The sequence below is a fragment of the Sulfitobacter sp. GN1-4 genome, from assembly GCF_055693825.1.
Map to the genome: position 1 here is coordinate 436,441 of NZ_JBVFUQ010000003.1, position 21,916 is coordinate 458,356.

General features: G+C 59.5%; 20 protein-coding genes and 1 pseudogene. 11 read left to right on the forward strand and 10 right to left on the reverse strand.

What is annotated here, in order from left to right:
* The first annotated feature begins 1 nt into the window (after window position 1).
* The 8 genes from ACZ1HM_RS02735 (at window position 2) to ACZ1HM_RS02770 (ending at window position 9,111) form a co-directional block, all read left to right on the forward strand.
* Complete coding sequence (locus ACZ1HM_RS02735) at window positions 2-574, forward strand: helix-turn-helix domain-containing protein (protein ID WP_472741091.1); 573 nt, start codon at window positions 2-4, stop codon at window positions 572-574.
* Window positions 575-1,195: a LysE family translocator gene (locus tag ACZ1HM_RS02740; RefSeq protein WP_472741092.1), complete on the forward strand. Its 621-nt coding sequence runs from the start codon at window positions 575-577 to the stop codon at window positions 1,193-1,195.
* A gap of 1 nt (window position 1,196) precedes the next feature.
* Window positions 1,197-1,580, forward strand: a complete 384-nt coding sequence (locus ACZ1HM_RS02745; protein WP_472741093.1) for a GFA family protein — start codon at window positions 1,197-1,199, stop codon at window positions 1,578-1,580.
* Window positions 1,581-1,591: 11 nt separating this feature from the next.
* Window positions 1,592-4,045 carry a GcvT family protein gene (locus tag ACZ1HM_RS02750; protein WP_472741094.1) on the forward strand — a complete coding sequence of 818 codons (2,454 nt, stop codon included), beginning with the start codon at window positions 1,592-1,594 and terminating at the stop codon, window positions 4,043-4,045.
* A complete protein-coding gene (locus ACZ1HM_RS02755) occupies window positions 4,042-4,962 on the forward strand; it encodes a homocysteine S-methyltransferase family protein (RefSeq protein ID WP_472741095.1) in 921 nt (306 codons plus the stop codon). The genes ACZ1HM_RS02750 and ACZ1HM_RS02755 overlap by 4 nt, the downstream gene beginning before the upstream one ends.
* A 12-nt stretch (window positions 4,963-4,974) precedes the next feature.
* Complete coding sequence (locus ACZ1HM_RS02760) at window positions 4,975-7,419, forward strand: GcvT family protein (protein ID WP_472741096.1); 2,445 nt, start codon at window positions 4,975-4,977, stop codon at window positions 7,417-7,419.
* A gap of 92 nt (window positions 7,420-7,511) precedes the next feature.
* Window positions 7,512-8,432, forward strand: a complete 921-nt coding sequence (gene rarD / locus ACZ1HM_RS02765) for an EamA family transporter RarD (RefSeq protein WP_472741097.1) — start codon at window positions 7,512-7,514, stop codon at window positions 8,430-8,432.
* A gap of 31 nt (window positions 8,433-8,463) precedes the next feature.
* On the forward strand, window positions 8,464-9,111 hold the full coding sequence (locus tag ACZ1HM_RS02770) for an RluA family pseudouridine synthase (RefSeq protein WP_472744553.1): 648 nt from the start codon (window positions 8,464-8,466) through the stop codon (window positions 9,109-9,111).
* 17 nt (window positions 9,112-9,128) lie between these two features.
* On the opposite strand, the gene ACZ1HM_RS02775 is transcribed toward ACZ1HM_RS02770, so the two are convergent.
* The gene (locus ACZ1HM_RS02775) at window positions 9,129-9,767 is read right to left on the reverse strand and encodes a class I SAM-dependent methyltransferase (RefSeq protein WP_472741098.1); all 639 of its coding nucleotides are present in this window, start codon (window positions 9,765-9,767) and stop codon (window positions 9,129-9,131) included.
* 140 nt (window positions 9,768-9,907) lie between these two features.
* Window positions 9,908-11,335 carry an aldehyde dehydrogenase family protein gene (locus ACZ1HM_RS02780; RefSeq protein WP_472741099.1) on the reverse strand — a complete coding sequence of 476 codons (1,428 nt, stop codon included), beginning with the start codon at window positions 11,333-11,335 and terminating at the stop codon, window positions 9,908-9,910.
* A gap of 150 nt (window positions 11,336-11,485) precedes the next feature.
* Between ACZ1HM_RS02780 and ACZ1HM_RS02785 the strand changes: the two genes are divergently transcribed.
* Window positions 11,486-12,139, forward strand: coding sequence for a peroxiredoxin (locus ACZ1HM_RS02785; protein WP_472741100.1), 654 nt, complete (start codon window positions 11,486-11,488; stop codon window positions 12,137-12,139).
* An 81-nt stretch (window positions 12,140-12,220) separates the two neighbouring features.
* On the opposite strand, the gene ACZ1HM_RS02790 is transcribed toward ACZ1HM_RS02785, so the two are convergent.
* The 5 genes and pseudogenes from ACZ1HM_RS02790 to pnp form a co-directional block, all read right to left on the reverse strand.
* Window positions 12,221-12,928, reverse strand: a complete 708-nt coding sequence (locus tag ACZ1HM_RS02790) for a glycosyltransferase family 25 protein (RefSeq protein ID WP_472741101.1) — start codon at window positions 12,926-12,928, stop codon at window positions 12,221-12,223.
* A gap of 53 nt (window positions 12,929-12,981) precedes the next feature.
* Window positions 12,982-13,779: an ABC transporter substrate-binding protein gene (locus tag ACZ1HM_RS02795; protein WP_472741102.1), complete on the reverse strand. Its 798-nt coding sequence runs from the start codon at window positions 13,777-13,779 to the stop codon at window positions 12,982-12,984.
* Window positions 13,776-14,492 carry an ATP-binding cassette domain-containing protein gene (locus tag ACZ1HM_RS02800; RefSeq protein WP_472744554.1) on the reverse strand — a complete coding sequence of 239 codons (717 nt, stop codon included), beginning with the start codon at window positions 14,490-14,492 and terminating at the stop codon, window positions 13,776-13,778. The genes ACZ1HM_RS02795 and ACZ1HM_RS02800 overlap by 4 nt, the downstream gene beginning before the upstream one ends.
* On the reverse strand, window positions 14,486-15,190 hold the full coding sequence (locus ACZ1HM_RS02805) for an ABC transporter permease (protein ID WP_472741103.1): 705 nt from the start codon (window positions 15,188-15,190) through the stop codon (window positions 14,486-14,488). The genes ACZ1HM_RS02800 and ACZ1HM_RS02805 overlap by 7 nt, the downstream gene beginning before the upstream one ends.
* Window positions 15,191-15,385: 195 nt before the next feature.
* A pseudogene (gene pnp, locus ACZ1HM_RS02810) lies at window positions 15,386-17,519 on the reverse strand (polyribonucleotide nucleotidyltransferase).
* Window positions 17,520-17,786: 267 nt separating this feature from the next.
* Between pnp and ACZ1HM_RS02815 the strand changes: the two are divergent.
* Window positions 17,787-19,136, forward strand: a complete 1,350-nt coding sequence (locus tag ACZ1HM_RS02815; protein WP_472741104.1) for a DUF1963 domain-containing protein — start codon at window positions 17,787-17,789, stop codon at window positions 19,134-19,136.
* 121 nt (window positions 19,137-19,257) lie between these two features.
* Window positions 19,258-19,470, forward strand: a complete 213-nt coding sequence (locus tag ACZ1HM_RS02820) for a hypothetical protein (RefSeq protein WP_472741105.1) — start codon at window positions 19,258-19,260, stop codon at window positions 19,468-19,470.
* A 236-nt stretch (window positions 19,471-19,706) separates the two neighbouring features.
* Here the strand turns inward: ACZ1HM_RS02820 and ACZ1HM_RS02825 are convergent, their stop codons facing one another.
* From ACZ1HM_RS02825 to rpsO, 3 genes are all read right to left on the reverse strand, one after another.
* Window positions 19,707-20,237, reverse strand: coding sequence for an ASCH domain-containing protein (locus tag ACZ1HM_RS02825; RefSeq protein ID WP_472741106.1), 531 nt, complete (start codon window positions 20,235-20,237; stop codon window positions 19,707-19,709).
* Entirely contained in the window at window positions 20,237-21,352 is a 1,116-nt protein-coding gene (locus tag ACZ1HM_RS02830; protein WP_472741107.1) for a serine/threonine protein kinase, read from the reverse strand. The genes ACZ1HM_RS02825 and ACZ1HM_RS02830 overlap by 1 nt, the downstream gene beginning before the upstream one ends.
* Before the next feature lie 166 nt (window positions 21,353-21,518).
* A complete protein-coding gene (gene rpsO, locus ACZ1HM_RS02835; RefSeq protein ID WP_472741108.1) occupies window positions 21,519-21,788 on the reverse strand; it encodes a 30S ribosomal protein S15 in 270 nt (89 codons plus the stop codon).
* Window positions 21,789-21,916 lie beyond the last annotated feature (128 nt).

Below are 21,916 nucleotides of genomic sequence, written 5' to 3' on the forward strand. Positions count from 1 at the left end.
CATGCAGCACAACCCGCCTGACATGCCCAAAACGCTTGGAGCGGACGTGCGGGCGTTGCGTAAGACCCGTGGGCTGACCCTGACGGAACTGGCCGATCAGCTGGGCCGCTCTGTCGGATGGCTGAGCCAAGTGGAGCGTGACATCTCTGAACCCTCCATTACCGATCTGCGCGACATTGCAGCAGCTCTTGGCGTACCGATGTCGATGCTCTTTCGTCATGATGCCGCCCCGGTCCATGAGGCGGGCTATGTCGTGCGCAAAGATGCGCGTCGGCCCATCGGCTCTCATACTGCGGGGCTTGTGGAGGAGCTGCTGTCGCCTGATCTGACCGATGATTTTGAAATGGTGCATTCTACCTTTCAGCCCAACAGCGGCATCACCAAAGAAGTCACCCGCCCGACCCAAGAGGTGGGCTATATCCTCTCAGGTCAGCTTGATATTGAGATTGAGGGCACCACGCATCACCTCAACCCCGGTGACAGCTTTCGCATTCGCGGCGAAGCCTTCCGCTGGTCCAACCCACATGATGTGCCCGCCGTGGCCATCTGGGCCATTGCCCCGCCGGTGTATTGAATGAGCTTTGAGGCCTGGATCATATTCGCGCTGTTCTGGGGGGTCTTTGTGACCACGCCGGGACCAAATGCGGTGAACTGCATCACCAATGGCATGACGCTGGGGTTTCGGCGCAGCCTGGTGGGTGTGCTGGCGATCCTCACGCAGGCCACGCTGTTCCTGGTGCTGTCGGCCTTCGGCGTGACCGCGCTGATCGCCACGTCTGAGGCCGCCTTTACCATTGCCAAATACCTGGGCGCGGCCTTTCTGATCTACCTGGGCATTCGCGGCTGGATCACCGCGAAGACACCGCCGCAGGTGGATGAGCGTCCGGCGGCCCATATCTACTGGCGCGCTTTGGCGATTGCGACGATCAATCCCAAATCCGTGGCAGGCTATCTTGCGGCCTTTTCGCAGTTTGTGCAGCCGGGCGTGCCGATCTGGGATCAGATGGCCGTGATCATGCCCACCGCGCTGACCCTCACCGCGCTGAGCTACACGGGCTTTACAGCCCTGGGCGCAGGCATCGGGCGGGCCGCCCTGGGGGCCGTCTTTAACGTCTGGTTCCGCCGGTTTATGTCGGTCTGTTTCGTGATCTACGGTGTGCTGCTGGGCAGCAGTTCCTTGCCGGGGAGGGCCTGATATGATCACAGGAAGCTGTCTGTGTGGTGCGGTGACGTTTGAGTTGCAAGGCGCGCTCAGGCCGTCGGTTGCCTGCCACTGCATCCAATGCCGCAAAACGTCAGGCCATTATGTATCGGCCACCCAGGTCGGCCCGGATCAACTGGTGATCCGCCGTGACGCAGGCCTGCGCTGGTACCAATCCAGCCCGCAAGCACAGCGCGGGTTTTGCAAGGTCTGCGGATCTTCACTGTTTTGGAAACATGACGCTGATAATGGCGCTGTTTCCGTGATGGCCGGGACCCTTGAGGGGGCCACCGGCATCACAACCGCCAAACACATCTATGTCGCCGACAAGGGCGATTATTACGACATCGCTGACGGCTTGCCGCAGCACGACACCTAAGGGAGAGAAAAATGGCTGATTTTCCAACTACGGCCCGCGTGGTCATCATCGGCGGTGGGGTCGTTGGCACCTCCACCTTGTACCATCTGGCCAAGGCAGGCTGGAAAGACTGTGTTCTGCTGGAAAAGAACGAATTGACTGCGGGTTCTACTTGGCACGCGGCGGGCAACTGCCCCAACTTTGCAGCCTCTTGGGCGGTGATGAACATGCAGCGCTATTCGCTGTCGATGTACCGCACGCTGGCCGACGACGTGGATTATCCGATGAACTACCACGTCACCGGTGCGATCCGTCTGGCGCATTCCAAAGAACGGATGCAAGAGTTTGAAAAGGTCGCCTCCATGGGCCGCTATCAGGGTCTGCAGATGGACATGTGCACCCCGGATGAGCTCAAGGAGCTGAACCCCTTCATGGAAACACACAGCTTGGCGGGCGGTCTTTGGGATCCGCTGGACGGCGACATCGACCCCGCCCAGCTGACGCAAGCCTTGGCCAAAGGCGCGCGTGAGGCAGGCGGTCAAATCGAACGCTTCTGTCCTGTGACCGGCATCGACCGGGACGGCGACGAATGGATCGTGAAGACCGAAAAAGGTGAGATCCGCTGCCAGTATGTCGTCAACTGCGCGGGCTACTACGCACAGCGCGTGGGCGAGATGTTCAAGCCCTTCGGCGGGCGCACCGTTCCCATGGTCACCATGTCCCACCAGTACTTCCTGACCGAGCCAATCGCAGAGCTGGAAGCCTGGACCAAAGAAAAGGGCCACAAGATGCCCATGATCCGCGACGTGGATATCTCCTACTACCTGCGTCAGGACAAATACGGTCTGAACCTCGGCCCGTATGAGCGTAACTGTAAGGCGCATTGGGTCACGCCCGAAGATCCGATGCCCGAAGATTTCTCCTTCCAGCTCTACCCCGATGATCTGGAGCGTTTGGAGTTCTACATTGAGGACGCGATGGAACGTGTGCCCGCATTGGGTACCGCTGGTGTCGGCCGCAACATCAACGGCCCGATCCCCTACGCCCCTGACGGTCTGCCAATGATTGGCCCAATGCCGGGTGTGAAGAACGCGTTTGAAGGCCACTCCTTCACCTTCGGCATTGCTCAGGGCGGCGGTGCGGGCAAGGTGCTGTCGGAATGGATCATGCACGGTGAAACCGAGCTGGACATGTGGGCCGTCGATCCGCGCCGCTACACCGATCACTGTGACCATGATTTCTGCCACGCCAAGGCGTTGGAAACCTACGGCCACGAATACGCGATGCATTTCCCCTATCACGCTTGGCCTGCGGGCCGGGGCAAAAAGCTGTCAGCGAACCACCAGGCGCTTCTGGAGAGTGGCGCGCAGATGGATGCCTTCAACGGCTGGGAACGCGCGACATGGTTTGCCCATGAAGGCGATGACACATCTGAGGAATCCACCCAGACCTGGGACCGCAATGGCCCCTGGTTCAAGCGGATCGAAGAAGAAGTGCGCGGCGTTGCCGAGCATTGCGGTGTGCTCGATATGCCGGGCTTTTCGCGCTATGCGTTGTCGGGGGACGGGGCGGCTGAATGGCTGCGCGGTCAGATCACCGGCGCGCTGCCCAAAGTGGGCCGCATGAACCTGGCCTATTGGGCCGACAGCCGCGGCCGGATCAAGACCGAGATGACCATCATTCGCCACGGTGAAGATGATTTCTGGCTGATGACGGCTGCTGTGGCGCTGTGGCACGACTTTGAGCTGCTGCGCGACAACCTGCCCGCAGATGGCACGCTAAGCCTGACGGACATCACCCGCGACTGGTCCACGCTGCTGGTCACAGGCCCCGCCACGCGCGACGTGCTGGCAGGCATCACCGAAGGCGCGGACCTGCAAGCCACCTGGATGTCTATCCAAGACGCCACCGTTGCCGGCAAGCCCGCCAAGCTCTTCCGCGTGTCCTTTGCCGGAGAGCTGGGCTGGGAAGTGCACACCGCCTTTGACGACAGCGCGCCGGTCTATGCGGCTGTGAAAGAAGCGGGTGCAAAGCCCTTTGGCATGTATGCGCTGAACTCCATGCGGATTGAGAAAGGCTATCGGACCTGGAAGGGCGATCTTTCCACCGATTACTCCATGTTGGAGGCCGGTCTGGACCGGTGGGTCAAGCTCGACAAGCCGCAGGATTTCTCTGGCAAGGCCGCGTTGCAAGCTGAAAAGCAGCAGGGCATCCAAAAGCGGTTTGTCACCATGATCGTCGAGGCTGGCGATCAGGATGCGCCTTATATGTCCACGGTCTTTAAAGACGGCGAAGTGGTGGGTGAGACGACCTCTGGCGATTGGGGCCACCGGATTGGCAAATCCATCGCGCTGGGCACGATCAAGACCGATCTGGCCGAGCCGGGCACAGAGCTGGAGATCAACATCTTCGGCAAAATGTGCAAAGCCACGGTCCAGCCGGATCAGCCGCTTTGGGATCCAGAAAACGCGCGTATCCGGGCATGAGCCAGGTCACGCTTCTGGATGGTGGCATGGGCCAAGAGCTGGTCCGGCGCGCAGGCGGGGTTGCGACCCCGCTCTGGGCGACCCAGGCTTTGCTGGATGACCCATCCGTGGTGGCCGCCGTCCATCGGGACTTTGCCGATGCCGGGGCCACGATGGCCACCACCAATACCTATGCGGTGCACCGCGACCGGCTGCGCGGCGGGGCCAGCAACCACTATGCGGGTGACGGGGTCGAAATGCCAAACCTCGAGGCGCAGATGCCTGCCCTTTATGATGCGGCGCTGGATGCGGCCCATACCGTGAAGGCGGCAGGCCGCATTGCAGGCTCCATCGGTCCACTGGGGGCCAGCTACCGCGCGGATCTTTTGCCGCCCCATGATGAAGCGGTCGCCGCCTTTGCCGAAGTGGCAGCGGTCCTGGCACCACGTGTAGATGTCTTGCTGTTTGAGACCATCCCAAGCCTTGCCGCCGCCAAGGCCGCGTTGGAGGCGGGCCGGACCACGAACCGCCCTGTCTGGCTGGCCTTTACGGTTGATGACAGCGACGGCCGCGTCCTGCGCTCAGGCGAGCCGGTGTCCGATGCGGCAAAGATCAGCGCTGCGGCGGATGCAGCACTTATCAATTGTTCTATGCCTGAGGTTGTGGGTGCAGCGCTGCAGGACCTCAGCGTTTGCGGCAAACCCTTCGGGGCCTATGCCAATGGCTTTACCCGGATCACTGAGGATTTCATCGCAGGCGGCACAACGGCCTCCGGCCTGACTGCCCGCGCCGATCTGACCCCAGCCACCTATGCCGATCACGCCCTGTCCTGGGTGGACATGGGCGCCACTATCGTCGGGGGCTGCTGTGAGGTCAGCCCCGCGCATATCGCAGAAATTGCCCAACGCCTGACGGCGGCGGGTCATCGTATCGTATAAAGGATTTCACTCATGCCTGCCGTTCCTTCCCATGCGCGTGTCGTCATCATTGGTGGTGGCGTTATCGGATGTTCTGTTGCTTACCACCTGACCAAGCTTGGCTGGAAAGATGTCGTTCTGTTGGAGCGCAAACAGCTGACCTCAGGCACCACCTGGCATGCCGCGGGCCTGATCGCGCAGCTGCGTGCCACTGCGAACATGACCAAGCTGGCCAAGTATTCGCAGGAGCTTTACGGCAATCTCGAAGCGGAAACGGGCGTTGCCACCGGGTTCAAGCGCTGCGGGTCCATCACCGTGGCCCTGACCGAAGAGCGGCGCGAAGAGATCTACCGCCAGGCCGCAATGGCGCGCGCCTTTGGCGTTGAGGTCGAAGAGATCAGCCCAGAGGAGGCGCTGTCGCGCTATGAGCACCTTAACATCGAAGGGGTGACCGGTGCCGTCTATCTGGACAAAGACGGCCAGGGTGATCCCGCCAACATCGCGTTGGCGATGGCCAAGGGCGCACGCCAGGGCGGTGCCAAAGTGATTGAACGCACCAAGGCCACAGGCGTCACCCGTGAGGGCCGCCGCATCACGGGCGTGGATTGGCAAAGCGGTGAAGAAAGCGGCCACATCACCTGCGATATGGTCGTCAACTGCGGCGGCATGTGGGGCCACGAAGTGGGCCGCATGTTGGGGGTGAACGTGCCATTGCAGGCCTGCGAACACTTCTACATCGTCACCGAAGCCATCGAAGGTTTGCAGCAGCTGCCGGTGCTGCGCGTCCCTGATGAATGCGCCTACTACAAAGAAGACGCAGGCAAAATGCTCTTGGGCGCTTTTGAACCCAACGCCAAACCCTGGGCGCTAAACGGCATTCCAGCGGATTTTGAATTTGACCAGCTGCCCGAAGACTTCGATCACTTTGAGCCGATCCTGGAGGCCGCGGTTGAACGTATGCCGATGCTGGCCGAAGCGGGCATTCACACCTTCTTTAACGGACCTGAGAGCTTTACGCCCGATGACGCCTACCACCTGGGCCTGGCCCCAGAGATGGACAATGTCTGGGTCGCGGCGGGCTTTAACTCCATCGGTATCCAATCGGCGGGCGGCGCAGGCATGGCGCTGGCGCAGTGGATGGAAGACGGCGAAAAACCCTTTGATCTGGGCGATGTCGACATCAGCCGGATGCAGCCTTTCCAGGGCAACAAAACCTATCTGGCCGAACGCTCAAAAGAAACGCTGGGCCTGCTTTACGCCGATCACTTCCCCTTCCGTCAAAAGGACACCGCGCGCGGCGTGCGCCGCACGCCGTTCCACAACCACCTGTTGGACCGCGGCGCGGTGATGGGCGAACTGGCGGGCTGGGAACGCGCCAACTGGTTTGCGCGCGAAGCGCAAGAGCCGCAGTATAACTACAGCTGGTCGCGTCAGAACTTCTTTGACAACGTGCGCGAAGAACACATGGCCGTGCGCCAGTCTGTGGGCATGTATGACATGTCCTCTTTCGGGAAGATCCGCGTGGAAGGGCCCGATGCAGAAGCCTTTCTGAACTATGTGGGCGGCGGCGATTATTCTGTGCCGGTGGGCAAGATCGTCTATACCCAGTTCCTCAACAAGCGCGGCGGGATTGAGGCGGATGTGACCGTGACCCGCCTGTCAGAGACCGCCTATCTGGTCGTCACCCCCGCTGCGACGCGGCTGGCCGATCAGACCTGGATGCAGCGGCATGTGGGCGATTACCGCGTGGTGATCACCGATGTAACCGCAGGTGAAGGCGTCTTGGCGATCATGGGCCCGCGCAGCCGCGAGCTGCTGCAATTGGTGTCCCCCAATGACTTCACAAATGACGTGAACCCTTTTGGCACGGCCCAAGAGATCGAGATCGGCATGGCCGTCGCCCGCGCGCACCGCGTGACCTATGTGGGTGAACTGGGCTGGGAGATTTACGTCTCTGCTGACATGTGTGGCCATGTGTTCGAAACCCTGGCCGAGGTGGGCCTGGATATGGGCAAACGTCTGTGCGGTATGCACATGATGGACACCTGCCGCATCGAAAAGGGGTTCCGCCACTTTGGCCATGACATCACGTCAGAGGATCACGTGATGGAAGCGGGCCTGGGCTTTGCCGTGAAAAAGGACAAACCCAATTACATCGGACGCGAAGCGATCTTGGAAAAGCAGGACAAGGGTCTGGAAAACCGGATGCTGCAATTCAAGCTCACCGATTCAGAGCCGCTGCTTTATCACAATGAACCCATCGTGCGGGACGGCGAGATTGTGGGCTATCTCAGCTCTGGTGCTTACGGCCACGCCTTGGGTGCGGCGATGGGTCTGGGCTATGTGCCGTGCAAAGGCGAAAAGGCCGCTGACGTGCTTGCCTCAACCTATGAGATCGACGTGGCGGGCACACGGGTCAAGGCCGAAGCCTCTCTCAAGCCGATGTATGATCCCAAATCGGAACGGGTCAAAGTGTAACGGGTACAATATAGCGCTTTCGCGCTGGGCCTCCTTCGTTCTATAGCGGAAGGCGTTTTGCGCCCGCGCTTTGGCGCGAAGGGGACCCAGCCATGGCCAACTCAGAACCCAGCGCCGCCAAGGCCAATCAGGACACGCCGCAGGGGTTGATCCTTGCGATGGGCGCCTATGGCCTTTGGGGTTTCTTGCCGCTTTATATGAAGATGCTGGCCCATGTGCCGCCTGCCGAAGTTGTGGTGCACCGGGTGCTGTGGTCTGTGCCGATTGCCGCCTTGGTGCTGATTGCGCTGCGGCGCACAGATGCGCTGCGCCAGGCCCTGCGCAACCCACGCATGTTGGCGATGGGCTGTGTGACGGCTGCGCTGGTGTCGATCAACTGGGGTGTCTATGTCTGGGCCATTGCGACGGACCGGGCGCTGGATGCGGCCTTGGGGTATTACATCAACCCGCTTTTTAGCATCTTTCTGGCCGCTGTCCTTTTGGGCGAACGCCCCAGCCGCGCGCAGGTCGTGGCCATCACCCTGGCCTTTGCCGCCGTGGTGGTGCTGGCGGTGGAGGCTGGCGGTGTGCCCTGGGTCGCGCTGGCCTTGACGGTGTCTTGGGGGTTTTATGCCCTGGCGAAAAAGAGCCTGCCCATCGGGCCAAACCAAGGCTTCTTGTTAGAGGTTCTGATCCTCACCCCACCCGCGCTGGGCTATTTGGCCTACCTGATGGCCACCGGCGGGTCGCATTTTGCGCAAGGCAGTGCCAGTGACACCTGGCTCTTGCTGGGGTGCGGTGTGGTGACGGCGGTGCCGCTGATGCTGTATGCCAATGGGGCCAAGCTGTTGCGGCTGTCCACCATCGGCATCCTGCAATATGTCGCGCCCACGATGATCATGTTGGTTGCGGTCTTTGTCTTTGAAGAACCCTTTGGCCAGGCGCGGATGATCGCCTTTCCGATGATCTGGGCCGCCTTGGTGATCTATTCGGTTTCCCTGCTGCGTCAGATGCGCCGTGCGAAGGTGGGTTGAAACCAGCGCCTACATCTGGGACCACGTCACTGTGACTGAGCCTTATGACCCGCCCAATGATCCACTGGTGATCCTGCATGATGATCACGAAGTCCTGTTGGTGGACAAACCCAGCGGCTTGCTCAGCGTGCCGGGTAAAGGCGAACACCTGGCTGATTGTTTGATCACCCGCGTGCAACAGGCCTTCCCCCAGGCGCTCTTGGTGCACCGATTGGACCGGGACACATCCGGTGTGATGATCTTTGCGCTGACGCCCCATGCGCAACGGCATCTGGGCCTGCAGTTCGAAAAGCGGATGACGCGCAAAACCTATGTCGCGCGGATCTGGGGTGTGCCAGCTGAGACATCTGGCGAAGTGGACCTGCCGCTGATCGTGGATTGGCCCAACCGCCCCCGTCAAAAAGTGTGTCATGAGACTGGCAAGCCCGCACAGACCGAATGGAAATTGCTGAAATCAGATGGGGAGACATCGCGGGTTCGTCTGCATCCCAAAACCGGGCGCAGCCATCAGTTGCGCGTCCACATGCTGGCCCTAGGCCACCCGATACTGGGCGATCCGTTCTATGCCACCGGCCCCGCGCGCGATTATCCCCGCCTGATGCTGCATTCAGAAGAGCTGCGGTTCAAACACCCCGATGGGGGACGTACAATCAAGATCCGCAGCAAAGCACCTTTTTAAAGCAAAGGGTCCTGACACTAGAGCTTTTTGTAGATGGACCCTGACGGCCCAATTTCGGCAACCTTGCGCGATTTATCGAACCTCTCATTACTCATCGCCAGGATGACCGCCCCTGATTTTGCACTGTCGATCAAGTGATTTTCAAACTTCACTTCCATTTTATCATCTGAAAAGGGCCGGTAAAAAAAGATCAGGTCAAAGCCGCCATAATCAAATTCCATACAGTCATGGACAAAGACGTCGTCGCCCAGCCCATAGATCTGCTGTGCGGTCTCAATATACTCAGGCACGATGTCAAAACCGACGGCTTTTGTGATCGGCAGCAGTTGCTGGCGCTGTATCACGTTTAGATTGCGTCCGATGCCACAGCCAACCTCGACAAAGCTCAACGGCCTGATCGGCTGGCGGGAGTGTTTGAAATCAGGGTCATCTGGCAGCAATGTCGCCAGTTCCAGGATCGTGTCGGCCAGCGCATCAATATTGTAAGGGATATAGTGAAACTGCCCTTCTTTGTTCTCAACGCTGGGTACGGCCCATTCATCCGCCCCTGTCAAAGCTGCCTCATAAAGCTCGCATTTGCGGATCATCGAAAGGTAACGTTCTTTGATGTCGCCCAGGGCCTCTAAGAAACGTTCGTCGTCGTAATCCAGCTGCATGACGGTTCTGCTTTTCCAAAATGTTTAAATATCCCGTCAGCGTAAGGGGCCGGGTGTTTTCAGGTCAAGCGTGGCGCAGGTGCGCACAAAAAAGGGCCGCCCAAGCTGGACGGCCCTTAAGATGTTGGTATCAGCCGGTGCTATTTGGCAGCCCAACCGGAGACGGCTTTGACTTCCAAGAACTCTTCCAGCCCATAAACGCCGCCTTCGCGGCCGTTGCCGGATTGTTTGTACCCCCCAAAAGGAGAGCCCTGTGCAAAGCCAGACCCGTTGGTTTCCACCATGCCTGAGCGCAAGCGACGCGCGACGCGGCGGCGTTTGTCATCGTCTTCGGTCTGGACATAGTTTGTCAGCCCATAAGGCGTGTCATTGGCGATCCGCACCGCTTCTTCTTCGGTCTCAAACGGAATGATCGACAGCACCGGGCCAAAGATCTCTTCCTGCGCGATGGTCATCTCGTTGGTCACATCCGCAAACACCGTTGGCTTGACGTAATAGCCGCGGTTCAGCCCGTCAGGGCGGCCCAGACCACCGGCCACCAGGCGTGCCTCTGACATACCCTTTTCAATCAGACCTTGGATCTTGTTGAACTGCACCTCAGACACGACAGGCCCGATATGTTTGCCGGTCTCAGAGGCCGGGCCAACATGGGTGTTGGTGGCAACGTCCGCCGCCATTTCAACCGCTTCGTCATAGCGCGATTTATGCACCAACATGCGTGTTGGGGCGTTACAGGACTGGCCCGAGTTGCGGAAGCAACGGATCGCACCTGCTTTGGCGGCCTTGGGATCGGCGTCTTCAAAGATGATGTTGGCACCTTTGCCGCCCAGCTCAAGTGACACGCGCTTGAGCGTATCAGCCGCGGCTTTGGAAATGGCGATGCCTGCACGCGTGGAGCCGGTAAAGCTGACCATATCCACGTCTGGATGCGCAGAAAGCTGGCTGCCCACACCCACACCATCGCCGTTGACCATGTTGAACACACCGGCAGGAAAGCCCGCCTCATCCATATATTCTGCAAACAGCAGGCCAGACAGCGGCGCAATCTCAGACGGTTTCAGCACAACCGTGCAGCCTGTCGCGATTGCGGGGATGGCCTTGAGGATGATCTGGTTCATCGGCCAGTTCCAAGGCGTGATCAGCGCGCAGACGCCAATGGGCTCAAGCAATGTCTTTTCAGTGCTGGTGAAGTCCCGCTCAAACGAGAAGTTTTCAAACGCCTTGAGGAAACCACCGATGTGCCAGCTGCCTGCGCCAACTTGCTGGGCGCGACTCAGCTCAATGGGCGCACCCATTTCAAGCGACATGGCCTGCGCCATCTCTTCTTGGCGGCGGTCATAGATTTCCGCCAGCTTTTGGATCAGCGCCATCCGCTCGTCCCGCGATGTCATGGACCAGCTGTCGAATGCGGCGCGCGCTGCGGCAACTGCGGCATCCGTATCTGCCTGATCTCCCAGTGAAATCACGGCGCATTGTTCTTCGGTTGACGGGTCAATGACCGCAAAGTCATTGGCTTTGGCCGGGGCAACCCATTGCCCATTGATATAAAAGTCGCGCTTTTCCAGCATGAGATACTCCTCCATCTCAGGGGCGCAGAACCATGCTGCACCCAAATTCGCGCCACAATGTCATTGCCCTTGCAGCGCCGCAAGGGGTGGTGTGGCCCAGATTAATGGTTACATTCGCTTTGCAATTTGACTTTGATCCTGGAGGACACCATGGGCTTGCGCATCAACGACACAATTCCCGATTTGACGGTTGAAACAGACCACGGCACCATTTCGCTGCACGATTTTGTAGGCGACAACTGGGCCATCCTGTTCTCCCATCCCAAAGATTTCACACCGGTTTGCACAACTGAATTTGGCGCCGTTGCCCAGTTGGCCGATGAATGGGAAAAGCGCGGCACCAAAGTGATTGGCGTCAGCGTTGATGGCGTCGAAGACCACAAGAAGTGGAAAGGTGACATCGAAAAGGTCGCAGGCACCAAAGCGGGCTTTCCGATCATCGCCGATGACGGCCTGGAAGTGTCCAAAGCCTTTGATATGCTGCCCTCAGAGGCGTATTTGCCCGACGGGCGTACACCAGCCGACAGCGCCACCGTCCGCTCTGTCTTTATCATTGGCCCAGACAAACAGCTTAAGCTGTCGATGACCTATCCAATGACCGTGGGCCGCAACTTTGCCGAAGTGCTGCGCGCGTTGGACGGGCTGCAAACCTCAACCGGCAAAGGCGTGGCCACACCAGCCAACTGGAATGTGGGTGATGATGTGATCATTCCCGCAACCGTGTCCGACGAAGATGCGAAAGCCAAGTTTGGTGAGTTCACAACCGTTCTGCCCTATCTGCGGACGACCAAGGCCCCAAGCTAAGGCAGCACGCGCGAAACCCGCACCCCGCAGCCCCAACCGGTTGCGGGGTGCGCCCTGAATCTGAACAGATATGCACATGCGCTATGCCAGCTGAGGCTTGCGCCTGATCTGCGCCCGGTAGCTGGCGCGCCGCATCTCTCGCATCAACAAATCACCCGGGCGGGTTTTGTTCTGGATGGTGCTGGGCGCCCCCATTTCGCTGATCCCACTGGGATGGACCGTGTGGATCGGCTGTCCCGTGACCCAATGCATCTGCAACGTCGTGTCCACCGGCCTGTCAAAGCTTTCGCTTGCGGCCAACAACCGCGTGGCGGCGGTGCGGCCAACGATTTGGCAAACCGCTTGCAAACCGATCGTTTTGGGTAGGAAAATCGCCGCCCCGCCTTGCCGCGCGATGGCCCCGGCTGAGCGTTCGCGGTCTTTGGCGGGCAGTCTGATAAAACTGTCCGGGGTGGCATAGCGTGTGGCCAGATCCAGTGCCGCCGCAAAAGGCACAGGATCAACGGTCATGTCATCTTCTGCGATCAGGGCGAAATCCGCGTCGCCCTCAGCGATGCGCTTCCAACAGGCGCGGTGGCTCATGAAACAGGCGATTTCCGCCTGGCTCAGCGCAAAAGGGTAGGGGGGATGATGCAACGGCAGTCCGCCCATCTGCCCCGTGACCTGAAAATCGGGGTCTTTGCTGTCGACGGCTTCAATCACTTCCGCTTGCGGCAAAAGCTCTAACAGGCGCCCGACATTTGCCGCACGCGAGGTCGCTCGTGTCAGATGGATGATGAAAGACCGCATGCGCCTGTGGTATCGCCAAATGTGGCGTTGTCAAACCTTCGCGCACACTATTTTTATCGTGCGTTAAAGGTAAAGAGCGTCTCACCCTCAATCTGATAGCTGTTGATTAAGGATCGGGCGGTTTCTGAGGTAAGCCAGGTTTCCAATTTCGCAGCCGCGCTTGCGTTCACATGCGGGTGCCGCGCGGGGTTCACCGGCAAATAGGCGTATTGGTTGAAAAGCGTCGGATCACCGGCAAACAGGATGGCCAGCCCCCCTTTGTTGCCAAAGTTCAGCCAGCTGGCCCGATCCGACAGGATATAGGCGTTTAGGCCCGAAGCTGTGTTCAACGCAGCGCCCATGCCCGCGCCAACCGGTTTGTACCAGGGGCCAAACCCATCGGGCATCAGATCTGCAGCTTGCCACAGCGATATCTCTTTCTTGTGAGTGCCGCTGTCGTCCCCACGGCTTACGAAATCGGCCTTTGCTGTCGCGATGGCCTGCAACGCAGTGCTTGCATCTGCCGCGGCCTTTACGCCCGCTGGATCCTGCGCCGGGCCAATCACCACAAAATCGTTGTACATGATCTCACGCCGGTGCGTGCCATGGCCTTTGGCGACAAAAGCCTCCTCCGCCGCCTTTGAATGCACCAGGATCGCATCCACGTCACCCGCTTGCCCCAGCCGCAAGGCTTGGCCGGTGCCAACAATCAGCAAGCGCACGTCAATGCCCGTATCCGCCTTGATCTGAGGCAGCAGCACCGCCGACAGACCTGAGTTGTTAAAAGAGGTGGTCACCGCCATGCGCATGGTCTCGGCCTGTGCCACAAAAGCTGCAGCGCACAGCATAAAGCTCAGCAGAAAACGCGTCATTCGATGATGTCCCCTTTCAAAAATGCGGCCAGCTTTGGGGATTGCGGATCCTCAAAACACGCCTCTGCCGGGCCTTGTTCAACAATCTCACCAGCATGCAGAAACAACACATCATCTGCCAGACGCCGCGCCTGTCCCAGATCATGTGTTGTCATCAAAATCCGTGTGCCTTCTGCCCGCGCAGATGTCAGCACCGCTTCAATATCGCGGGTCGCATGGCCATCCAGGTTCGTGCAAGGCTCGTCCAAAAACAGCAGCGCAGGTTCCGCAATCAGTGCGCGGGCCAGGGCCAGTTTTTGTTTTTCCCCGCCAGACAGCAGACTGGCCCGCTGATCCAACGCCCGCTCCAGCCCAATCCGCCGCGCCCAATGTGTCACCCGTTCTGCGATATCAGAGCCGCTCATCCGCTTGAGGGTCAAAGGATAGGCCAGGTTGCCCCGCACGGACCGCCGCAGCAGAATTGGCGTCTGGAACACAAAGGCCTGATGATCCCGCGCCTCAGCCGCAGGCAGCTGCCAGTCAATGCGGCCTGCGTTGATCCGTTCCAATCCGTGCAGCGCTTTCAGAAGCGTGGTCTTGCCCGCCCCATTCGGCCCCAGGACAACAGTAATTCCTTGGCTTCCCAGGGTCAGGTCCACAGGCCCAAGCAGCCGTTTGCCCCGCCGTTTGACCACCACGCCCTGCGCCGTCATCGGAAACAGCTCCGTCACCAGCGCCCCCTCCGCTCTGTGCCCGAAAGCGCGTGGATGATCAGGTTCACGGTCACCGCCAGGCCAATCAAGACAAAGCCCAGCCCCAGCGCCAGGACAAAGTCGCCCTTGCCGGTCTCCAGCGCGATGGCCGTGGTCAGCACGCGGGTGGCGTGATCAATATTGCCGCCAACAATCATAATCGCCCCCACCTCTCCGATCGCGCGGCCAAAGCCCGCCAGCGCTGCGGTCAACAGCGCACGTCGGCCATCCACGATCAACGTCCAGACCTTCATTGCGGGCGAGACGTTCAGGGACAGCAGTAGATCGTGATATTCCGCCCAAAGATCGCGCATCGCCTGATGGGTGATGGAGGCAATCAGCGGCGTGATGATAACCACCTGCGCGATGATCATAGCGGTAGGTGTAAAGAGCAGACCAAAGACGCCAAATGGCCCCGAGCGGGACAGCAAAATATACACGATCAGCCCCACCACCACCGGCGGCAGCCCCATCAGCGCATTCAACAGCGCAATCGTGGTGCGCCGGTAGCGGAACCGCCGGATCGCCAGCCAGGTCCCCAGCGGCAATGCGATCAGGGATGCCACGACCAGCGCCGTCAGGCTGACCTGCAAAGACCGCAACGTGATCTCCACCAGATCCGCATCCAGCGTGACGACCAGCCAAAAGGCGGCAGAAAGGCCTTCCCAGATGTCATTCATGGCGTTGGCAAGTCTCAGCTTTGGCTGCGGGCATTGGCGGTATCTATACCGGGCCGCTACCTAGCGCAAAGGCCGCAAATGCGACGGCTGAGCCTCCGTTTGCGCTGACGGTCGGTCCCGGCATCGCCTATCAGAAACAAAAGGCCCCGATGCTTCCACCGGGGCCTTCCAAAACGCTTAGGAAAAAGGGGCGGACTAATCCTCCGCTTTCTCTTCCTTTTTCACTTCTTCGCCGGTTTCCTGGTCCACCACTTTCATGGACAGGCGCACCTTGCCGCGATCGTCAAAGCCCAGAAGCTTCACTTTCACTTCCTGGCCTTCTTTCAACACGTCGGATGGGTGGTTCAGGCGGCGGTTCTCGATCTGAGAAACGTGCACCAGGCCATCACGCTTGCCAAAGAAGTTCACGAAGGCACCAAAGTCCACGATCTTGACCACAGTACCGGTATAGATCGCGCCTTCTTCAGGCTCAGCCACAATCGCGTGGATCATGTCGTATGCCTTCTGAATGCTGTCCCCATTTGGCGAAGCGATCTTGATGATGCCTTCGTCGTTGATGTCGACCTTCGCGCCGGAAACCTCGACAATCTCGCGGATCACTTTACCGCCAGAGCCGATGACTTCGCGGATCTTATCCGTCGGCACCTGCATGGTCTCAATCCGAGGCGCATGCACAGAGAATTCTGCCGCACCAGTGATCGCCTTGGACATCTCGCCCAGGATGTGCATCCGGCCGTCCTTGGCCTGGGCCAGGGCTTTCTCCATGATCTCAGGTGTGATGCCCGCGACCTTGATGTCCATCTGCAAGGATGTGATGCCGTTCTCGGTGCCTGCGACTTTAAAGTCCATGTCGCCCAGGTGGTCTTCGTCACCCAGAATGTCGGACAGGATCGCGTAAGACCCATCGTCCTCCAGGATCAGACCCATGGCCACACCGGCCACGGCGTTCTTCAAAGGCACGCCCGCGTCCATCATGGACAAGGACCCACCACAGACAGACGCCATGGAAGAGGAACCGTTGGATTCGGTGATCTCAGACACCACGCGAATGGTGTAAGGGAAATCCGTCGCCGCCGGCAAAACCGCCTGCAACGCGCGCCACGCCAGCTTGCCGTGCCCAATCTCACGCCGTCCGGGAGGGCCCACGCGACCTGCTTCACCCACGGAATAGGGGGAAGTTATAATGCAGCAAGAAGTTGGATTTGAAGTTGCCATGCAGCGCGTCGATGAACTGCTCATCGTCGCCGGTGCCCAGCGTGGTCACCACAAGGCCCTGCGTCTCACCACGGGTGAACAGCGCGGAGCCATGTGTACGCGGCAACATACCGGTTTCGCTGACGATGTCGCGAATCTCATCGGTCTTACGACCGTCGATGCGCGTGCCGGTCTTGACCACGTCACCGCGCAGGATGGAGGCCTCAAGCCCCTTCATCGCAGATCCCAGGTTCGGATCTTCCAACTGCTCGTCGCTAAGCGCTGCCTTGATCGTCTCACGTGCCGCGGCCACAGCTGAGGTGCGCTCTTGCTTGTCGGCAATCGCAAAGGCGGCGCGCATCTCTTTCTCACCTGCTTTGGAAATAGCAGCGGAAAGGTCAGAGTAATCAGCAGGCTGGAAATCAAACGGCTCTTTCGCCGCATCTTCGGCCAGATCAATGATCAGGTCGATCACCGGCTGGATCTGCTGATGGGCAAAGTTCACCGCACCCAGCATCTCTTCTTCTGACAGCTCATAGGCCTCAGATTCCACCATCATCACCGCGTCTTTGGTACCGGCCACAACCAGGTCCAAACGCTGCTCAGGGTTCAGGCGCAGATCCTGCATGTCATCGACAGTTGGGTTCAGCACATATTCGCCGTCTTCAAAGCCCACGCGTGCGCCCGCAATCGGGCCCATGAACGGCGCGCCAGAGATGGTCAGCGCTGCAGAGGCTGCGATCATCGCTACGATGTCAGGATCGTTGACCAGATCGTGGCTCAGCACGGTGCACATCACCAGAACTTCGTTCTTAAAGCCCGGCACAAACAGCGGACGGATCGGACGGTCAATCAAACGCGCGGTCAGCGTCTCTTTTTCCGTGGGACGCGCTTCGCGCTTAAAGAAACCACCAGGCACTTTACCGGCGGCATAGTATTTCTCTTGGTAGTGGACGGTCAGTGGGAAAAAGTCCTGACCTGGCTTTTGTTGTTTGGCGAATGTGACGTTCGCCATCACGCTGGTTTCGCCCAGCGTGGCAATCACGGACCCATCCGCCTGACGGGCCACTTTACCTGTTTCCAGTGTCAGCGTTTCTTCGCCCCACTGTATGGATTTTGTCGTTACGTTAAACATCTACGTTTCCTAGTTCGGCCCGCATTGGGCCATTTTCATAGGGGCCGAATTGCCCCTGACCGCGGTATCTTCTTATGAAACGGCGCTGCGGTCCGGGCGCCGGCATTCAGATGTCGCGCGTCTAGCGGGTTTTGGGCCTGAGGGAAAGGGCGCTGTGCAAGCGTTTGGCCGCAAAACAAAGCCCGAAGCCGGCCAAAAGATCGCCATGATTCCCCTTAAGTTCATGCGCATCAGCCGCGTGTGTAAAAAAGAGGGCAGGGTATTTAGATGGGATTTTTCGCAAGACTGGGCGCATGGATGAACGCAGGTCCATCCAAGGACGATGACAAAAGCTGGATCAACGATCTTTTCCCGGATCCAATCGACGTCTTGCCAGCCCTTTATGGCCAACTTCACGGGCGCGGTGATGATACGGCATTTCTCACCTCAGCAAGCTGGTTCGGCGGCGCGCCAAAGTTAGGCACGCTGGCCTGGCCCAGATGTGCGGCCAATCTGCCCATGACCCATGTGGCAACCATTGATTTGGCCGAAACCGCGCGCCTTTCAGGGGCCCTGCCGTTGCCCTCAGATGGCCAGCTGGCATTTTTCCTTCCCATGTCGGATGTCCGCCAAGAGATCGGCGTCAAAGTCCTGCATGTCACCCAACCGGGCCCCTCAGCGCTGCCTGACGACCTGCCAGAGATTTCTCGCATGGCAGGCGGCGGGTTCGAGGCACCCCTGCCGCGCCATGAGGATCTGCGGTTTCTTCGCCGCTACCCGGTCAAATTTACGCCAACCCGGCCCACAGAGCCCAAGCCGTTCGACATGCCCAGAGCTGCGCTGATGTCGGCCAATAGCCTGGCAGGCTGTCTGCCCAATCAAGCGGACCCTTGGCTTTGGGACAGCTTGCAGCGATTTGCCATGACCCTGCCGCGCAGCACGGCTGATTTTGACGCAAGCCATGCGCGTGCCGAAAAAGACGTAGCACGTGCGCAAACCTCTTTTGAGGCTGCAGAACGCAAAAATGCGGAGGATCCTTCTACAACCACGGCCGATATCGTTGAAAAATATCGCAAGGCCTTGGAAAAGCACCAAGCGGCCTCACAGGCGCTTTTGGACCGCCGAGAGGATTACGCCGCCATGGTGCAGGCGTTCCAAGCACTGGTGCAGGACAAAGACCCGTGGGATGCCCTGCCAGACGCGGCATTGGCGCAAGCACACGAGGTTTTTGACAGCATCACGCTCCCGTTTGGCCAAAACGCGGGCGGTATCTATGCGCCGCTTTACCGGTCAGGTGAGGGCACGCGCTATCGCCGGCTCAGCGACACAACCACCCAGACGCTGACCGCGATGGTCCATGCCGCCCCCGAGATCTTTCGCAAACTGCCTGACCCTATTCAGCGGTTGGCCATCCTGCAGGCTGATAGCGCACAACGCACGGCCAGCTTGCAGATGTTTGGCACAGGCTATGCCATTCAGGACGCCAATGAGCTGAACGCGGACAAGCATATGCTCATGCAGTTTTGCGGCGCTGGGCACCTGGGCCTCGCCGAAGGGGCGATCAAGGTTTGGATCTCGCCCGAGGATCTGACAGCAGGCCGGTTTGATCAGGCCCAGGTGAGTTACGAATACGATTGACCCCCAAGACACCCGCCGCGCGGCGGAGAATTCCGCCGATGGTGCCGTGTTTGACCCAGATTAACCCTCACCCGCGCCGGTTGTGATAAAATAAAGGGAATCGACGCCATGGGAGGAAATCATGACAACGATCGAACTCAAGAACGAAGTCCGCAAACTGGAATTCCTGTTTGGCAAAGCCAAGCCTTCACAAAGGGTTGCAATGCGCCCAGGGATTGAACGTGTGATCGCCGCGCTCAAATCCCATGATCAGCCGATACCCGCAGAACTGCGCCGGATGGAGGCTGCTTTGGACGAAGAAGAAGAGGATTTCTTCGAAAACATGCCTGTCTAAGCCGGGTCCAACCGCATTTTTCCTAAGGATTGCTGATTTTTTCAGCATCTCCGCCCAAGCCCCCTGGCTGCTCAGCCGCCCTTTGGCCGCGTAGCCCCAAAACCGCCTCGCCCCAAAACCGCCTCGCCCCAAAACGCAGCGGCCCGTTTTACGCACCCCACCCGCGCTTCATCTTTCCACTACAACTTACTCCGCCCTCTCATCCCACCACTAAAGCCAGAGGGTCCGAGCGTAATCTATCCCCGCCCGCCCCAAGGTTTCCGGGGCGGCGCTTTGTATGAAGGCGGCTCGTCTGGAAACAGCGATCCGGTGGCACCATCCCCACCGGGCCGGTCAAACCGGCGCATCCAAGGCGCGACTGGCGCGAAATCCTCCGCCTGTTGCCATTCAAAATACCCTAGCGCGCCCCGTGCCGGGATCGGATCTATCGCCTGCGGGCCTTCCAGGACCAACCCTGCCTCGCCGCCGAACCATTCGCTGTCGGATTGTGTGATAATCTCGGTCACCTCAACGGTGCCAATGATCGCGCCGCGCAGCAGGGCATCAGGCCGGGGGCAGGTCACCCCGTGGCGCGCCAACCGCCACAAAGCATAGCGGTACTCGTCTTCTTTCATGCCCGTGGCTGCGTGAATGCAAATCCGGCCTGTCACCATATTGCCCGCCCGGATCGCGCCAAGCGTGCGGTTCTCAATGACCTTGCCGCCGTGGATGATCGCCCAGGCCCAAGGCTGCCGCACCGACAAAGCGAGGTGCGGCAGATCTGTCATTATGCAGACAGGCTGGGGAAATAATCCTCGCAGCCGCCCTCGCGGTAGACATCCGCCGTGCAGCAATGCAATCCGCCACCAAAGGCATAGGCATCGCGCAGCTCCACCTCGACCACTTCCATGCCCAGCTTGTCCATCTGCTCGGCCTGATAGACCTCGGATTTTTCAACGCAGACGGTTTTGGGGTCCAGCACCAGCACATTCATCGACAACCAGGTTGAGGAATAGCACAAGGGCGGCGGCGTGTTATGCGCAGGCTGTGCGGCATCCACGATCTCCCAGCCGTTGGCCTCAAACATCCCGCGCTGGTCGTCGGGCAAGCGGCGCTGCGGGTTGTTCAGGATCAAACCAGGGCGCAGCGGCGTAAAGGTCGCGTCGATGTGGATGGGATAGGGATCGCCGGGGAAGTTGACCGTATGCACCCGGTGATCGGGGAAGTGACGGCGCAGCCATTCGATGCCCTTTAGGTTGGTGGTAAAGCCGTGCTGGACCACCAGGTCGCGGCCAAAGCGCAGCACGTCCGCGGCATCGAACAACGGCTCCTCTTCGGTGGTGACAAAGAACTTCTCTGCCGCCCACTGCAACCGTTTCTCAACCCCGATCTTATCGCTGAGGTAATCGGGATGGTAATCCGCATCTGTCAGACGCGGCTTGGGTGCTGCCTCATGGCGGAAATTCGGGTCTTCGTCCCAATACTGCTGCATCAGCGGGCGGTAGTTGAGATATTCAAACCACCGGCACCGATAGGACATGGTGGCTTCCAGGATCTCAGAGCCAACCGTCAACAGCACATCGCGCGGCGGCATACAGCCAAACTGGCTGTCGGTGTGAAAATCGGGCGTTGTCGCAGGCAGGGCATGATCAATCGGCGTGGGCCGGTCCACGCGCACACCGCGGGCTTGCAGTTGGGCTGCGAAGTTATCCAACAGCTCATTGGCGCGGTCGATGGTTTCCTGCGGGCGGCGGCCCCATTGGCCCCGCATGTCGCTGTCTTCGGGCACTTTCGCGTCCAGCGCGGGTTCCTCCGGCGGGATGTGGCAATCATCCGCCCGGCCGACGATGACATGTTTCAGCGGGTCCCATTCGTTCCATGAATTGACGATAGTTTTGGACATTTGCGCACCTCCCCTTGGTTCCGGCGCAAATCCCTAGGGCGAAAACCGCCGTCGGACAAGCGGGCATTTGCATCCACCGCGATCAAGAGCGCACGCCAAGGGCCAGCGCACAAAAAAATCGCGCCGGAATGCGGCGCGATCTTTCGGTTCTTGCTGAGGGGTGCGCTTAGCGGCGCAGGCCCAGGCGCTTGATCAGGTCCTGATAACGGGCCTCATCTTTGCCTTTGACATAGTCCAGCAATTTACGGCGTGTCGCCACCATTTTGAGCAAGCCACGGCGGCCGTGGTTGTCTTTCTTGTGCGTCTTGAAGTGCTCTGTCAGTGTCGCAATGCGCGAGGACAGAACCGCCACTTGCACCTCTGGGGAGCCAGTGTCGCCCACTTTGGTCGCAAATTCCTTCATGATGCGCTGCTTTTCTTCAGCTGTAATCGACATCGGGGTCTCCTTTCGGGTCTAAGGTTTCAGGTATGGCGCAGGCCGGGATGTCGTCCAGCTCAGGCCCATGGAGATGCGCTGTGGGTTCCGGGATTCGGACAGCGACGGTGGCGTATAGGAAATATCCA